This window comes from Shewanella sp. CG12_big_fil_rev_8_21_14_0_65_47_15 (assembly GCF_002783505.1).
GTDB lineage: Bacteria > Pseudomonadota > Gammaproteobacteria > Enterobacterales > Shewanellaceae > Shewanella.
This window is the reverse complement of the sequence record NZ_PFGL01000066.1, coordinates 1-15,273: the sequence shown is the minus strand read 5'-3', so window position 1 is coordinate 15,273 and position 15,273 is coordinate 1. Positions and strand designations below refer to the sequence as shown.

The window sequence follows — 15,273 nt, the reverse complement described above, 5'->3', positions numbered from 1 at the left end:
ATGTTCATCGCCGATGGCGCTTCACGCTCACTCATTTCCTGTGACGTGACGGCTTGATAGGGGTCAACCTCAGTTAACGCCACACCGGCTACTGCGAGTTGCACTGCGGCTAAGCGTAATTGACTGTCACTGTCGCCCTTAGGGTTCGGGTTCATGCTGACAAGGCAAAGCTCGTTTAAGTGTTCACTTAAGGTATTTTCAACTAACTTTTGCAGTATGTTTTTAGGGCCAAACTCAACAAACACACGGGCACCAGCATCATACATGGCCTGCAGCTGTTCGCTAAAACGAACCGATTGCAGCATGTGTTGTTTAAATTCTGCTTTAATCGCTTTGCCATCGCTTGGATGCAATTGACCCGTGCCGTTGGCATAAAGTGCGATTGAAGGCGCGCTGAATTTAGCTTTATCAATGGCCTTGGCAAAGGGCTTTTGTGCGTGTCCAACCAATGGGGTATGGAACGCGCCTGAGACAGGCAGGGCAATCGCTTTAAAGCCCAGTTCGCTAATAGCTTTGGCGGCCAGCTGAGTTTGCTCTGTGCCACCTGCGATGACTAATTGCGTCGGCGCGTTGTAGTTGGCAATTTTAACGCCATCAAACTGGGCTAAACAGCGATTGAGAGCATCGATATCATTATTTTGTTTGAGGATGATGGCAAACATCTTGCCTAAATCGACTTGAGCGCCAGTATCATTTGGTGTTTGCGCCATGGCGTGCCCACGGGCGAAGGCCAGTTCGACGTAATCAACACTCGAAATCACGCCAGCCGCGCAAAGGGCTGACAGTTCACCAAAGCTATGGCCCGCCACCATATCGGGGGCAAACCCCGCCTGAGTTAATAGCGAATATTGCGCCATTGAAACCGCGCCTATGGCGCTTTGGGCGAACATAGTATTGGTCAGCGCCGCTTCTTGGGCTTTCACCGCATCGGCATCGAATGCTGGAATAGGGTAGAGGATGTTCGATAATGATGTTTGGCCGTGGTGAGCAAATACTTTATCGCTGGCCATCACTTGTTGGCGCATTTCTGGGAAATGGCAGGCGAGTTCACGGCCCATGTTCAGGTACTGCGAACCTTGGCCGGCAAACAGAGCGGCTACTTTCTTTGATTCATCTTTAGCAACTAAAGCTTTTGTGCGGTAGCTGATCCCAGAAGGTAACTGCCACGCTTCGTTTGCATTGCTTTCTAGATGAGAGATGGCTTGATTTAACTGAGCTTGCAGCTGAGGGATATCCTTAGCCACAAAACCTAAACGGGCATCTGTGTCTGCCAGCGCGCGCAGCGGATATTGCTGAGCGATAGCCTTTAGGCTCGCAGCGCTGCTCTTATTCGCGTTTGCGCTCGTGTTCACGCTTTGGCTCAACGCAGCTTTTAACTCGCTAAGCAGCGCAGCTTTATTGGCGGCGGCAAATAATAGCGTCTGCGGCACACTGCGCTGACGATATTGCTCGTCACGGCTGTGCTCAGGTTTGTATTCTTCTAATACGAGATGGAAGTTAGTGCCGCCAAAACCAAAGGAGCTTATGCCAGCACGGCGCGGCGTACCGTCAGTGCGTTGCAGCCAAGGGCGAGTTTCGGTATTTAAATAGAATGGTGAACTTTCGATATTCAGTTTTGGATTAGGCTGGCTGACGTTAATGGTCGCAGGCAATACCTTGTGGTGCAGCGCTAGCGCGGCTTTGATCACCCCCGCAGTACCCGCCGTGGATTTAGTGTGGCCCACTTGGGATTTTACCGAGCCTAACGCGATATGCTGATTGGTGTCGTTGCCTTGGGCAAATACCGATTTTAAGCCATTGAATTCGGCCACGTCACCCGCGGCAGTACCCGTGCCGTGGGCTTCAACCAAACCAATGCTGTGCGGGGCAAAACCCGCATCGTCGTAGGCGCGCTCCAATGCTTTAGCTTGGCCTTCGGGGCGCGGCGCATAAATACTCTTAAACTTACCGTCAGATGAGGCGCCAACGCCTTTGATGACGGCATAAATTCGGTCGCCATCGCGCTCGGCATCTTCAAGGCGCTTAAGCGCGACCATGCCGATCCCTTCGCCGATCATCATCCCTTTTGAATCGATATCGAAGGGTTGAATGGTTTCGTTAGTGGTGAAGGCCGGCGTTTTTGAGAAGCTCATGTACATGGACGGCGAGTTATCGGTACAGACGCCGCCTGTGATCATCATGTCGCTGCGACCTTCGGTCAGCTCTGTCAGCGCCATACGCATAGCGGCAAGTGAGCCCGCACAGGCAGCATCGACCACACAGTTCATGCCGCCAAAATCAAAACGGTTGGCGATACGGCCTGCAATCACGTTGCCTAAGGACCCTGGGAAAGAGTTTTCTTCCCAGTGGATATATTGGTCTTGGAACTTTTTGATCAGCATTTCGCTGTCTTCATCGCTCAGGCCGCTGCTTTTAAATACTTTTTTCAATACAGGATATTGCAGGCGCGAGTTCAAGCTCTGACTGATTTTTTGACCACCACCCACGCCTAGGGTGATACCGATACGATCACGATCGTAATCGGTGGGCAGATTAGCGTCGGCAAGCACTTCTTTGGCGACAATCAGCGACAGCAGTTGCGAGGTATCTGTTAGCTCAAGAATATTGGGTGGCAGACCGAATTCCATTGGATTGAAGTCGACTTCAGGCAAAAAACCACCGCGTTTACAGTAGCTTTTATCGGCCTTGCTTTTGTCTGCATCGTAGTAATCTTCGGCGCGCCAATGGGTGTCTGGGATATCAGTAATGGCATCGATTTTTTCGCTGATCAAATCCCAAAATTTATTTAAATAACGCGAGTTGGCGAAGATGCTGGCCATGCCGACAATGGCAACGGGCATATCTTTTAAACGTTTGTTGAGTCGTTTATCTTTTTTTGACTCAGCTTTTGAGTCAGTGGTTGAATTAGGTACAGAAGGGGTATGGCTCATAAAGAGTCTCCACGGGTCGACCTGGATACGGTGACCTTGTTTTGGGATTTAGCCGCGCTTGTCTTTGGCGTGCCATGGGCACCGGGAAAACGGGCTAAGAAGGTGTGATAGTTGCGAACGAGCAACTTTCGTAAATGAAACGGCCCATGTCTGAGGACATAGGCGATATATCTATTGGTCGCTTGGGTATTGCTGTCTTGATAAATATCGAGGTAAATCCAATCACTTGCCGTGTCTATGCCTAATAGCACAGAGCTTGGGGCTTGCTCAGTAAGCTGTGGCGGTATGGTGAGTGACACCACTTGCACCACAGTATCGCCGTCGGTACTCGGCAGAGCCAGCGCCTTGGCCAAGGTTTCTGGGTTGACTGTATAGGTTTGGATGTCGCAGCCTTGAGTCACAGGCAATTGATTAAAATAGCGTTCGGGTACTTGTGGTGCTTCAAACTCATCGAGCCGCGATATGCCGTAGCGCTTTAAGCAACGGGCAAGACCGGAGCGCGACACATTGGGATTAATAAAGGTTTGGGTAACTTTGAGCAATCTATCTAAGGTGAGTTTTAGCTGGTAGCGTAGTCCCACCACCACGTATTCTTCCATCGGCGTGAGCGTGGTATTGAGGTGGTGTGGGGTATTAGGGCTGTCAACAATCGACTCCCGCTTACGCCATTTACGCACTGTGGCCTCGGTGATATTCAAAATTTTGGCAAGCTGACTCACACTCAAATCAGACTGCTGAATAAAGTGCCGCATCTCTGGCGTGGTGGTGGCGTTGCCGTGTCTCCTGGTTTTTTTGGGAGACTTTTTATCTGCTGCGCTCGAGCTCATTAATCGCTAGTGCTCATTTATCAACTTTTCGTTTATCAATCGTGCTCATTTTCCATTATCATTCGACATAATCTATTGGGACTATTTGCCATGCTGGCGGCTAGCACTATAGGGGGCTCTCGTTGAGTGACTCGCTAAATCTATATATCTGGTATATACGTCACACAATGGGGATGCAGATTACCTGAGGTTTCTGGTCGATACAATCATCTGGGACTGGAAAATCAAATCGATTGACTACGGATGTTATTTTTTGTGCACTGGAACGGCTTTTAGAGTCAATTGACAGGGCTTTTGAGGTAATAAGTGAGTGGGTTAAGCAGTGAGTACTGCGGTTTTGCTGCTTTACGGGGTAAAATGCCCACAAAATTCAGTCTTAATCTATGGAACTATGGCAACCACAATCCCAGTCGCGAGCATCAAATGGGCACATTAATCCCAGGGCAAAGTGATGTTTCATCCGCTGAGCCTATGGGGAACATAGCATTATTTTTTATCCCTCTAGGGGGGATAAGTGCTGAGTTGCAAGCTCAGGCTATGGCGTGGTTGAGCGAGGATGAGCGGGCTAAGGTTGCTCGTTATCGTGCTCCCGAGGCTCAAATGAATGCGTTACTGGTGAGGGCTGCCTTGCGTGCGGTATTATCGACAACGTTATCCAAAACCGAAACCGCCAGCACTCAGCCTTTCCACCCAAAGGATTGGTGTTTCGAATATGGTCCTAAAGGTAAACCAAGTTTAACGGCTGTGCAGAGGCGACAGACAGGACTGGATTTTAATGTCAGTCATAGTGGCGATTGGTTATTGATAGGAGTGGTTAAAGCGCAAAATGCGAGATCTGTTTTATTCGGAGTCGATATTGAAAGGTCGAGGCCCAAAACGGATATTTATCCGATTTTAAATCACTATTTCTCCCCCCAAGAAACGTCAGCACTCTTATCGCTTAAGGGGGAGTCGAATCAGCGGCAGCGCTTTTTTGATTTATGGGCACTAAAGGAGTCTTACATTAAGGCAACGGGTTTAGGTCTAGCCCAATCGCTTAAATCTTTTGCCTTTGATTTAGCGGCCTTTGATTTAGTACAAGACAGGCATGTTAACCTGAGTGTTTCGTCTTATTTATCGGGACAGCTGGAGCTTAAACCTATCGAAATACAAGGGGATGTCGCATTCAATGTTTCCCCTAATCTGCCCCTATTTGGCAATATTCCTGTACTGCAATTGGGCCCGAGCGATGCCCATCAGTGGCTGGTTTATTTTGGCCGATTGAATGACGAGTACCGTTTTGCATTTAGTTTGGCGGTGAACGACTCAACACTGGGCAAATTGGCGCTGTCGATGCAGATGCTCAGTGTTGACACTTTGCTTAGCGGGATTTAGGTGTACACTTTTACTCCTTATGTTTGAGAGTAAATTGCCACCATTAAATGAGCTGTGTTGTACAACCCCTTGGGCGGTTTTCATGGCAAACAAAATGAATCGCGAAGAATAAGGAAATACCATGTTTAAAAAAATTCTTGCATCCGTTGGTATTGGCGGCGCGAGTGTTGATACCCAATTAGTGGATAATCGACTACAGCCAGGGCAAATTTTTCATGCGACCATAGTGATAAAAGGCGGCAATGTGTCGCAGCAGATCTCTGGGCTTGATCTCGCATTACTAACTAAGATTAAAGTGAGTGATGACAATGAAAATTATTTTAAAAATCATCAACTCGCCAGCTGGCGTTTAACCGAATCCTTTGAAATTAAGGCCGGGGAAATCCGTGAGATCCCCTTTGCAGGTAAATTGCATCCAGAAACGCCGTTTACACTCTTACCGGTACGGAACAATCAATGTCAAGTTTGGCTGCAAACTGGTGTGGATATTGATACTGCGCTCGACCCAAACGATGTTGATGTCCTTGAGATCCTACCAACACCCGTCGCTGAGCATGTATTAAATGCCATGGATAGCTTAGGTTATGTGCTCTTTAAGGCAGATGTGGAGCAAGGTTTTTTAAATACCCGGGCCTTTAGTTCAACTTCTGGTTGTTATCAAGAATTGGAATTTAAGCCCCGGAGCATGGGATTTAATGCGGTGCGCGAAGTGGAAGTCTCTCTGGTATGTGAAGCCGAGCAAACCCATGTCTTAATTGAGTTAGACCGTGGAGTTAGAGGTGATGGATACCAGTATTTTACCTTGTCTAACGAGGCTTCCTTTGGCCAAGTGCTAGAGGCATTTAAAGCTAATATACGCTAATTAATAGTGGTTATGAATAGCAAAAGACCCTGATAATTCAGGGCTTTTTACTTTGAGGTTATTTTGTTGTTGGTAAGGGAACAATCTCAAAATTGGCATCGAACTGTACTAAGGTTGACATGATTTTACCAAAAGCCATTTTATCGCCTTCCAGTTTGGCCGTGCCGTTGGCCAGCAAGTCTTTGAGGGTCGTTTTGCCGAGTAAAATCCCGGTAATATAACGCTTATCAATATAAAGATTGGTATCGGCCCCCATAGGTTTATCAACCTTAATATTGCTTAAGTTACCGTTGCTTAGCTCGACATAAAGTGTTTCTTGGGTGTCTGGATTAATCACATTAAGCCTTAACAGTCCAAGTTCAGCGGCCTTGATGCTATCGACCCTTACGGCGAGAAAATCAAACAGAGTCGAGATATCCATTTCACCTAAAATATCTGCCGAGGCCGATTTAGGTGCGCCGGGTTGAATCCCCACGCGTAGCTCTTGGGCGCCGGTGAGATAGATATTACGCCAGCCAGCACCTTCAGCCTGATAGCCCAATTGCTCATAGGTATCGGCCAGTAATTGTCTTGCCTCTGTATTGTTGGGATCTGCCATCACCACTTTATTTAGCGCGGTGGCCACGAAACGGTATTCACCTTGGGCATAGTCAGCTTTGGCGTGTTTAACTACGGCTTTAGCGCCGCCCATATATTCGACAAATTTCTTCGCTTCATCCTCAGTCGGTAGCGGGTTTAAGTTGGCGGGATCCATATCGAAATAGCCTAAATACATGTTGTACACGGCTTTGGCATTATGGCTGTAGGTGCCATGGTAGCCATTGGTATACCAAGTGTCGCGCACCGCCTTGGGGATAGTGGTTTGAATCGCATCGCCAATATCTTGAATACCTACGCCATTATTGGCTAAACGCAGGGTTTGATTATGCACTAGACCATAGTTATCCCTTTGCATTCTGAGGTAAGCATTGACATCTGCATTGCCAAAGACGGGCGCCGAGTGGGCCTCAAAAAGAACCTGCGCATCATCGCCAAAGCGTGTCAGCAATGCATTGATGTCCTTAGACCATTTGATGGCGTCACGGACTTTTGCACCGCGTAGGGTGTAGATGTTGTGCATGCCATGGTAGGTGAGTTCACCCGTCCACAGGGCTTCCATTGAGGGAATATAGGTGGCCATTTCCGAGGCGGCTTCTGTGCCTGAGGCATCCATAAACACCATTTCTATGCCATCAATGGTGCGTGTTTCCCACTTATCTTTGCTGTTTAAGGTGATATCGGGTTTCACGTAGGTCACTTCGCCTTTGGATAGCCCCTTGGCGAGTGCGGCATCGACAATGCCTTGATCGTTTCGCTCTAATGTTGCGCCGTATTGATAGGCGGCGCGGCGGCTCATGGCATTCCCGGCGAGAACGTTTTCGTCGACAATTTCTTTGGTGATGTTATTTGAACCATAGACTTTGACCTTAGGGTACAGGTCTTTGATGGCGCGCGAACCGCCAAAATGGTCCGCATGGCTGTGGGAATAAATCATAGCGACTACGGGTAAGTCATTGCCCTCTGGCAAGTGTTTTAGCGCAAACTCGAGGGAGAGTTTTGCCGCTTCCTTGGTGAGCAGCACGTCATAAAGGATCCACCCCGTTTTACCGCGGATAAGCGTTAAGTTCGATAAGTCGGTGCCGCGAACTTGATAGATGCCGTCTGTGACCTTGTATAAGCCGTTAGACACCATATTCAACTGGGCTTGGCGATAGAGCGAGGGGTTGACTGTGTCTGGGGTTTTGTCGCCGATAAAGCTGAAATCGGCGCGTAAAATGGCGGCAGTTGGTTCATCGAGTTCGGCGATGAGATTCTTAGAGAACTCTTCAAAGGCTTTTTTATCTGTGTAATTTAGAGTGGCTGCTGTGGTTTTGTTTACTGAAATGGTTTGTTCAGTGGCAGGCTTTCCCTGATAGTGCAGGTTGATATGTTCATGCTCATGTTCTGCCGCCACCGCGCTTAAAGAGAAGCTGGCGATAATACTCAATGTCATCAAAGATTTTTGCATCATTTTACCTACCGATAAGAGGGAGTGTGCCGTTGATGGTTTGAGTATAGCCAGCTTGCGTATTGAGATAACTCGAGTTAGCTTGGGTTGTAATATTCATATTGTGAATGAGTGCTTTCCCTATGCCGACACAAAAACCGTTAGATTTAAACTTATTACGGGTGTTTATGGTGGTTTACCGTACTCGGTCATTCACCCAAGCGGCTGAAGAGTTGAACTTAACTCAGTCTTCGGTGAGTAATGCGATAAGTCGATTCAGGACCTGGGTCGGGGAGTCTCTGTTCAATCGGGTTGGACGAGGAATTGAACCGACGGCGGTGGCGCGGGAAATGTACCGAAAATTCGAACAACCCATGGCAGATATCGAAACCGTCTTATTAGGGTTTGAGAATTTTGATCCCAACTCGAGCCAGCGGCGCTTTTATGTGTATGCCAATGAGTCGGTTATCGAAGCGCTGCAGGCCAGTGTGCAGACTCTGTTACAGGGGGCGGATATCGAAGTGATTTTCCGTGAGTCGCCGCCGCAGGAGGCTGAGTTATATAAAGATATCTTGCTTGAGCGGGTCGCCGTGGCGGTCGATATTAAACCCGCGCAGCAAAGTTTGCTCTCGAGCAAATTGCTCTTCACCGAAACCTTAGTGTGTATCGTCAGTCGGCAACATCCCCGTATTCAAGGTGCCATCAGCCATGAACAGTATTTTGCGGAGAAACACGTCTTTTTGAATTTGCGGCGTTTTAATTTGACGGCGGGGGATCTGTTTACCGAGGGCGTGTTGCCAAGGCGCAAAATGTACAGTGAGCAGTCTTCCCTATTGAGTATGTTTGCGACCGTTGGTAAAAGTGAGGCGATAGGCATAGCACCTTTGCGGTACGCCAGTCAGTACGCTGAGATGTTCGGCTTACAGATTTTACCTATGCCACTGAAAACAAAGCCGATTGATTTATATATGGTGTGGAGCAGTAAGTACACTCAAAACCCGAGTCATCAATGGTTGCGTCGCCTATTGCTCGATGCGAGTTCGGCCAGTGTCAACGAAAAAGCTCTGGATCAGTTTAGCAACGACTACAACTGCTCCAGAGTTTAAGTGTTTGTCTTAATGGATAATCTAGGTCGGTTATCTAGATTACTGTCTGGCTAAACGATGGCTTTCGCCTGGGTGCTCAAAATCACTGCGATATGGGTTAATGTCTAAGCCGCCACGGCGAGTATAGCGGGCGTAAACGGTCAACTTAGTGCAATGGCAATAGCGTTTTAAATCGACAAAAATTCGCTCGACACATTGCTCGTGGAACTCGTTATGTTGGCGGAAAGAAATCAAATAGCGCAGTAGTTTCTCGCGATCGATTTTAGGCCCTTGATAGCGGATCATCACACTGCCCCAATCGGGTTGCGAGGTGATCAAACAGTTGGATTTTAGCAGGTTTGAATTGAGCGTTTCCGCGACCGTTTGCTTATCGTCCGTGCTGTTTTTTAAGTAATCAGGATTAAAACTATAATCGCTGACTTCAATATCGAGATCGTCAATACAGGTACCTGGTAATTCTATAATGCGCTGAATACCAAAGTTTTTAGGTTCGATAATCTTGACAGTGACCTCGCCTTGAGCGCACTGAGTTAGATCTTGTACTAAGGTTTTTTGAACGGCATCGATACTGTCGAATTGGGTCTGATTAAAGCTGTTTAAATACAGTTTGAAGGATTTTGACTCAATCAGATTCAGGCTTTCATAGCTTAAATGAATGTCGGCTATGGCGACCATAGGTTTCCCTTTCGCATTCAGCCAAGACAACTCATAACCCGTCCAGATATCCACACCGTGGAAAGGCAAGCTTTCACCTAGATCGATAGCGTTACGGTTGAGTGAGCGAGGAACCCCTTGCAGCAGCGATGCATCATACTCGGCTTGATAGTCTGTGGCTTTACCTAAAGTCAGCCCTGCAAGCTCTTTTGCATCACTATAGGGATCGTGATTCTGTGTCATCAATACTGTTTCCATGTCAAAATAGGCGCACATTATACCCGAAATTGGATTGTGCTTAAGTGTCTTGTCTGTCGGCTCTCGATAAATTTTTGCAAAATTATCATCAAGCTTACCTAACTACTTTAGGTGAATTACCGCGATATTACCCGCAGGGTGAGCCATCTTTATGTATTCAAGGGGAGTTGCCTGATATGGGTGAAACTGTCGCTTGGAAGCCTATTAAGCGTGATGAGGAGGGCAGTTTTGTAAACCTTGAGCATGCGCTCGATCTTAAGTTATGGCCTGATATCCATAGTTTTTATGGACAGTATTTTGCCGCGCCTTTGCTATTTGACTCCAAGTGGGGCACCGGCGAATTGTTACAGGCATGGAATGAGGATGATTTTAACTGTTTGCAACAGAATATCATTGGCCACTTGATGATGAAGAAACAACTCAAACAGCCACCAACTTGGTTTATCGGCCTTTTAGACGATGGCGATAATATGCTGACGGTCAATAATGCCGATGGTAGCGTGTGGATTGAGATCCCAGGTGAGATCCCCACCCAGCAATTGTCGCCAAGTTTAGCGGAGTTTATTGGGGTGTTATCGCCACGGATAGCACCGCCGGTAAAACACGAAGAACTCCCTATGCCCGCATTAGAACATCCGGGGATTTTTGCCAGCTTTAAACGTATGTGGCACAACCTGACGGGTAAGCGCTAAGACAGTTGATGATTGCACTGCAAACTCGATATGAGGGTTATGAGCGAGTTTGCATTGCAAAAAGATGACTATTGGTGATCCCAAGACAAGTTAGACACTATGCGGCAAGGTTCGCAGCGAAAGTGAAACATATCCAATAAAGGCTCGTCGAGTTTCCACGCATGACTGCCACAACGTGGGCAGGGTCGCGCCAGTTCAGATGCCAGATCTTGGCCGCCTACCCGATACAAATAATAGTAAGTTGGGATCTGAGTGAGGTATTCGATACGGCCGCGTAAATCCCAACCTCTGCGAAATAAATCACTGTCTGGACTCGATAATTCCTCAAGCGCGGCAAATTCAGCCTTAGTGGCCGCCGCCATTTGCAGCTCGTCACAGGCCTGCCATTCACTCTGCCAACGAATAATTCGCTTATGGTCGCCATTAAAAGTGGCGGGTATACGGTACAGGGGAATAGGCAATAAATTGTCACCACTACGCAGGGGGGAGCACATGTGTACAAAGCTAGTGTACAGCAGTTGCCAGCTCGGCGTTTCGGTATTGCTGACCTCAGAATTGATATCCTGGCCGATAAACTTTTCCCGTGGCGCGAGTAGTTTGGCTTCGGTTAATTCGGCTAAGGCTTTTTTGACCCATGGACTGTGGTATTTGTGCGCTAGGCTGTTATTTTCAGGCGTTAATAGTCGCACCCTAAACTCACCGTCATTAAAGGCGACCGCAAATTCTCGCCCTAATACTTGGCCATTGGCTCTATAGGCCTCAAGTAGCTGATTAATGGCTTTCTCGGCAGCAGAAATCGTGGTATCGGCGAAGCATTCGAAGCGCAGTTCAGTGACAAACATTAAGCTGTTTTTCCTTTTGATTCTAATAAGCTGAGGCGTTGCTTTAGCTCAAGGAGTTCGTTTTTTAATTGCATTATTTCTGCTTTTTGCTGCTCAGTATGATGCTCAAAATGGGTCTGTTGCCTCTGCAGGCACTCGGCGAGCATCGCAAGGGTTAAGGTATCGCTCGTTGTCGCTGCTTCTGTAGTAGGGCTGATGGTTTGCAACTCGGCTAAGCGATCGCGATCTGCTTTTGGCATAGATTTAAATTGCTGTAAACCTTGGATCAATATAGGTAAAGGCAGACTGTTCCCTAAGCGAGTTTTAATTAAGGCTAAACTTGGGACTTTTCCGCTGGCCTCGAGCGCACGTGCCGCAGCCAATACTTGGTCAATGGGACTCATAATGAGTGAAATTCCTTAATTCGAGTTGTCATTTACACTAACCTTCGGCATGCGATATTTATTTTTTGTTAAATAACAATGCATTATATTTTTGGCGTGTATTTTGCCTTTGCAGCATCTCAATAACAATTACACAGGAAGTCATATTATGAACACTAGATTTAATCGCAAACTTATCGCAGTGACGTTTTTAGGGCTTGCAAGCTTAGGTCTTAGCGGCTGCGTGGTCAATGTTGGCGATGGAGAATCGGGTTGGGACAGCAGCGAATCATGGGAAAAAGTGCAGGAAAAGAACCGCAATAATCTAATTAAACTCAGCCTTGGCATGAGCAAAGACCAAGTTATGACCCTAATGGGAACCGCCGATTTGAGCGAAGCTTATATTCAGCAAAGTGCTCAGCAAGGCGAAGCCAATAAAGAAGTGTTAGTGCTTTTTTATCGAACCCAGCATACCCATAGTGACGGTAAAACCACTAAGGACGAATGTACGCCAATCGTCCTTAGCAATAATGCGCTAGTGGGTTGGGGTGATACGGCCTATAGCAAAATCTGACCGAAGCCCTACGAGATTAGGGCTTTCTGAGCTGAGTATCTAATTGCTCAATCAGCTCAGTCCATTGGGCATCGGCTTCTAGAGCTTCGATAATAAAGCTCTTCTGGGCCGATGTCCAAAAGGACGCTTGGCTTAGGTGTATGTGAGACGCTAATTTATGCGCTGTGATAAATTGCACCATGGCTTCATCGCTATTGTCTAAACCGAGTTGTTCAAATAAGTGGCTTAAGTCTACTGGAGTTGTATCCATCATTATTTCCTTATCAGTATCGTGCCTTTGTTTAGAGTAAGCGCCTGATTGAAAAATGCAATCTATGATTAAAATTTGCACTTTCTGGTTTCCTTGTTACATTGATTAGTACTCATAAGAGTGTGATCTAAATCAAGGAATACTAATAATGGACAATAAAACCTTGGACGAGTGTCGTGCTGTTTATTTGACCGCCGAAGATTTACGTGTTGCCGCTTCCATTCTCTACAATGCTTACCATGACGATCCCTTCTTTGTCGAAGCACTATCTACTTCCGACAAGTTTGCCTACGAACAAAAACTGCGCGCCGCCATTCGTGAAGAACTCAATACGCTATGGCAACAAAAACAAGCGTTAATTGGGTTATTTGACCAAGAACGTTTAGTGGGTGTGGCCTGTGTTGTGACTCAAGAAGTGCCACTTGGGGAAGGGCGCTATTGGCATTGGCGTTTAAAAATGTTGCTCGGTACGGGGTGGCAATCGACCCAAGCTATGATGAAAAAGGAATCGTCAATTTTGGAGTTGTTACCGAGCGATCACTGTGGGATCTTGCAGTTTATTGCCTTAGCACCGAATGAACAGGGCAAAGGTCTAGGTCATCAACTCGTAAAGGCCGTTGTGAGTTGGTGTGATGAACAGCCCGCGCTCGATGGTATCGGTGTTTTTACTACCCAAGAAAGCCATACGCATTTGTTGACTCAGCATGATTTTGTCTCTCTGGGCGAATTGGTTATTGGCAGTGTGCCTGGGCAATTATTATTTTATGCGGGTCAACGAGATGAATGAGCGATACAAATGCTTTGCCGATTTTTATCCCTTTTATCTCTCACAGCACCAAGACAAAACGTGTCGGCGACTGCATTTTATCGGCAGCAGTTTAGTGTTGCTGTTACTGGTGGGCGCCATAGTCACCAATAACGGCTGGCTATTGTGGTTTATTCCTGTGGTGGGTTATGGATTTGCATGGGTTGGGCACTTCATCTTTGAAAAAAATCGACCCGCTACATTTCAATATCCTTTGTATAGTTTGATGGGAGATTGGGTGATGTTTGCACAGATGCTGCGCAACTTATTGAAGCGTTAAATAATCAATACAAGTGAGATGCTCATGCCCTTGTGAGAGATCGCTTACAAAGACTGTAGGATAAAATGTTTTCTTTTGGATTGTTTTGCCATCGGTGATTTTAAAATTACTTTATAATCAATTGATTGCATTGTTTTTGCCCTCCACCATATAAATTTTGAGCCGACAAGTATTCTTCTCACAAAACAAAAATAGCGGGATTGGCGTAGAATTCATTCATCGCCAAAACAAATGGATAGCATGGATAGCAAGACAGGTGAGAGGGACGCAGGAGGCTACAAATTTAGGTTCTTGGATTTGAACCAGTGGCAGTAGGAAAACTGTCATTTGCCTAAGATAGGCTAAGGAAAAGCAGGGTTGCTTGTTCATGGATGATAGCAGGACAGCGCACTTGTCAGGATGATAGGTTTCAGGATGAATACAGGACAGGCTTAAGGATTAAGCATCCTCCCGGTATAGGAAGTATCGGGTTAAGGAATATAGTATAAGGGTGAACAGCTTGTACTCAATTCATGGACGATACATCAGCAGGATGCAGGTGCAATAGGATTAAGTCATAGGATATGACAGGCTCTGAATAGGACGATTCGGATTAAGGGACTGAGTGTTAAAACACTGATTAGCTCAGGGATGACAGGAAGTAAGCATACGCATGGATGGTGCAGGGAGCACGAATCGAGCAGGAAGGCTTACAAAGGATAAATGGGGCGCACAGAGTGCGCCCTTTTCTTTTGTATTTTTTTAGGGCGCATTGACGTTTAGAGATTGAATTTTGTTCGCTTTAGCAAGGTTGTGCCTACTAAGCGATAAATGCTGAATTGCTTAGCTGTGTGTGAGATATGTCTCACAGGAATGTAAGTGATTTGTAAGTTTTTAAGCCGGAAATAACGTGCGAGCTTAAGTTAGTTATTATTAATTAATAGGTTAGTCTTGATTGTAGATTATTTATTTAATATTACGGTTAACTTTTTTTTCTACTTACAGAGAAGAGGTAAGCACGCTGGCGTAGAATTGGTTTTGTAGAAGGAATTATACCTAACAGGATGTTAGCGGTCAGGATGACTGGACAGTGTTTAAAGGATGAGCACTGAAGGAGTGATAGGGAGATAAGCTTTCAGGATGAGAGCGCGTAGACTCCACGGAAGGGAAGACTATCAAGGATAGATAGCCTAATTGCATAGGATTGCAATGGCACATGGAGTGCACTAGAAGGGATGCTTATATACCTATTTCAAGGATGATGGTGGAACCGCTCAGGAAGGAGCAAGCTTGGTAAAAGGAATGCCAAGAGATAGGGAAGTACTTAGGTACAGGGAAATATCAAGGATTGAGCAAGGATGTGCAGGATGCTTGTTTACGAGGCTGTTCATAATTCTGTGTCAGGTTAATTTCACAGATCGATATGGTTTTCTAAGCGTCCCTCAAAATGGA

The 15,273-nt window shown here is 46.5% G+C and carries 14 protein-coding genes; 7 read left to right on the top strand and 7 right to left on the bottom strand.

All coding sequences use genetic code 11. From position 1 onward, the window contains the following. Both COW15_RS18790 and COW15_RS18785 read right to left on the bottom strand, forming a co-directional pair. The coding region (locus COW15_RS18790; RefSeq protein ID WP_293634948.1) for a beta-ketoacyl synthase N-terminal-like domain-containing protein at window positions 1-2,930 on the bottom strand (2,930 nt) is incomplete at its 3' end. Next, complete coding sequence (locus tag COW15_RS18785; RefSeq protein ID WP_293634946.1) at window positions 2,927-3,757, bottom strand: transcriptional regulator; 831 nt, start codon at window positions 3,755-3,757, stop codon at window positions 2,927-2,929. The genes COW15_RS18790 and COW15_RS18785, both read right to left, overlap by 4 nt. A 357-nt stretch (window positions 3,758-4,114) precedes the next feature. On the opposite strand from COW15_RS18785, the gene COW15_RS18780 reads away from it, so the two are divergent. Both COW15_RS18780 and COW15_RS18775 read left to right on the top strand, forming a co-directional pair. Next, entirely contained in the window at window positions 4,115-5,131 is a 1,017-nt protein-coding gene (locus COW15_RS18780) for a 4'-phosphopantetheinyl transferase superfamily protein (RefSeq protein WP_293634944.1), read from the top strand. Between the two features lie 121 nt (window positions 5,132-5,252). Further along, entirely contained in the window at window positions 5,253-5,993 is a 741-nt protein-coding gene (locus COW15_RS18775; protein WP_293634942.1) for a sporulation protein, read from the top strand. Between the two features lie 58 nt (window positions 5,994-6,051). Here COW15_RS18775 and COW15_RS18770 read toward each other — a convergent pair whose 3' ends face one another. Further along, window positions 6,052-8,040: an alkyl sulfatase dimerization domain-containing protein gene (locus COW15_RS18770; RefSeq protein ID WP_293634940.1), complete on the bottom strand. Its 1,989-nt coding sequence runs from the start codon at window positions 8,038-8,040 to the stop codon at window positions 6,052-6,054. A gap of 122 nt (window positions 8,041-8,162) precedes the next feature. Here COW15_RS18770 and COW15_RS18765 point away from each other — a divergent pair, with 122 nt between their 5' ends. Then, window positions 8,163-9,125 (top strand): LysR family transcriptional regulator, encoded by a 963-nt coding sequence (locus tag COW15_RS18765; protein ID WP_293634938.1) that lies wholly within the window; start codon window positions 8,163-8,165, stop codon window positions 9,123-9,125. 39 nt (window positions 9,126-9,164) lie between these two features. Here the strand turns inward: COW15_RS18765 and queF are convergent, their stop codons facing one another. Then, window positions 9,165-10,022, bottom strand: coding sequence for an NADPH-dependent 7-cyano-7-deazaguanine reductase QueF (gene queF, locus COW15_RS18760; RefSeq protein ID WP_293634936.1), 858 nt, complete (start codon window positions 10,020-10,022; stop codon window positions 9,165-9,167). Window positions 10,023-10,081: 59 nt separating this feature from the next. On the opposite strand from queF, the gene syd reads away from it, so the two are divergent. After that, window positions 10,082-10,729, top strand: a complete 648-nt coding sequence (gene syd, locus COW15_RS18755) for a SecY-interacting protein (protein WP_293634934.1) — start codon at window positions 10,082-10,084, stop codon at window positions 10,727-10,729. 68 nt (window positions 10,730-10,797) lie between these two features. Here the strand turns inward: syd and COW15_RS18750 are convergent, their stop codons facing one another. After that, the gene (locus COW15_RS18750; protein WP_293634932.1) at window positions 10,798-11,571 is read right to left on the bottom strand and encodes a Zn-ribbon-containing protein; all 774 of its coding nucleotides are present in this window, start codon (window positions 11,569-11,571) and stop codon (window positions 10,798-10,800) included. Further along, window positions 11,571-11,954: a hypothetical protein gene (locus tag COW15_RS18745; protein WP_293634930.1), complete on the bottom strand. Its 384-nt coding sequence runs from the start codon at window positions 11,952-11,954 to the stop codon at window positions 11,571-11,573. Before COW15_RS18745 ends, COW15_RS18750 begins: the two co-directional genes overlap by 1 nt. Window positions 11,955-12,099: 145 nt before the next feature. Between COW15_RS18745 and COW15_RS18740 the strand changes: the two genes are divergently transcribed. Then, complete coding sequence (locus COW15_RS18740) at window positions 12,100-12,507, top strand: DUF3192 domain-containing protein (protein WP_198782847.1); 408 nt, start codon at window positions 12,100-12,102, stop codon at window positions 12,505-12,507. A gap of 16 nt (window positions 12,508-12,523) precedes the next feature. On the opposite strand, the gene COW15_RS18735 is transcribed toward COW15_RS18740, so the two are convergent. Next, window positions 12,524-12,757, bottom strand: coding sequence for a DUF2789 domain-containing protein (locus tag COW15_RS18735; protein ID WP_293634928.1), 234 nt, complete (start codon window positions 12,755-12,757; stop codon window positions 12,524-12,526). 148 nt (window positions 12,758-12,905) lie between these two features. On the opposite strand from COW15_RS18735, the gene COW15_RS18730 reads away from it, so the two are divergent. Both COW15_RS18730 and COW15_RS18725 read left to right on the top strand, forming a co-directional pair. Continuing rightward, a complete protein-coding gene (locus tag COW15_RS18730) occupies window positions 12,906-13,544 on the top strand; it encodes a GNAT family N-acetyltransferase (protein WP_293634927.1) in 639 nt (212 codons plus the stop codon). Continuing rightward, window positions 13,537-13,842, top strand: coding sequence for a DUF962 domain-containing protein (locus COW15_RS18725; RefSeq protein ID WP_293634926.1), 306 nt, complete (start codon window positions 13,537-13,539; stop codon window positions 13,840-13,842). The genes COW15_RS18730 and COW15_RS18725 overlap by 8 nt, the downstream gene beginning before the upstream one ends. The last annotated feature ends 1,431 nt before the right edge of the window (window positions 13,843-15,273 follow it).

What these genes read in the sequence shown, in the direction of transcription:
- COW15_RS18785 (WP_293634946.1), bottom strand. Translation starts at nt 3,757, where the DNA reads ATGAGCTCGAGCGCAGCAGATAAAAAGTCTCCCAAAAAAACCAGGAGA.
- COW15_RS18780 (WP_293634944.1), top strand. Translation starts at nt 4,115, where the DNA reads ATGCCCACAAAATTCAGTCTTAATCTATGGAACTATGGCAACCACAAT.
- COW15_RS18775 (WP_293634942.1), top strand. Translation starts at nt 5,253, where the DNA reads ATGTTTAAAAAAATTCTTGCATCCGTTGGTATTGGCGGCGCGAGTGTT.
- COW15_RS18770 (WP_293634940.1), bottom strand. Translation starts at nt 8,040, where the DNA reads ATGCAAAAATCTTTGATGACATTGAGTATTATCGCCAGCTTCTCTTTA.
- COW15_RS18765 (WP_293634938.1), top strand. Translation starts at nt 8,163, where the DNA reads ATGCCGACACAAAAACCGTTAGATTTAAACTTATTACGGGTGTTTATG.
- queF (WP_293634936.1), bottom strand. Translation starts at nt 10,022, where the DNA reads ATGACACAGAATCACGATCCCTATAGTGATGCAAAAGAGCTTGCAGGG.
- COW15_RS18750 (WP_293634932.1), bottom strand. Translation starts at nt 11,571, where the DNA reads ATGTTTGTCACTGAACTGCGCTTCGAATGCTTCGCCGATACCACGATT.
- COW15_RS18745 (WP_293634930.1), bottom strand. Translation starts at nt 11,954, where the DNA reads ATGAGTCCCATTGACCAAGTATTGGCTGCGGCACGTGCGCTCGAGGCC.
- COW15_RS18735 (WP_293634928.1), bottom strand. Translation starts at nt 12,757, where the DNA reads ATGGATACAACTCCAGTAGACTTAAGCCACTTATTTGAACAACTCGGT.
- COW15_RS18730 (WP_293634927.1), top strand. Translation starts at nt 12,906, where the DNA reads ATGGACAATAAAACCTTGGACGAGTGTCGTGCTGTTTATTTGACCGCC.
- COW15_RS18725 (WP_293634926.1), top strand. Translation starts at nt 13,537, where the DNA reads ATGAATGAGCGATACAAATGCTTTGCCGATTTTTATCCCTTTTATCTC.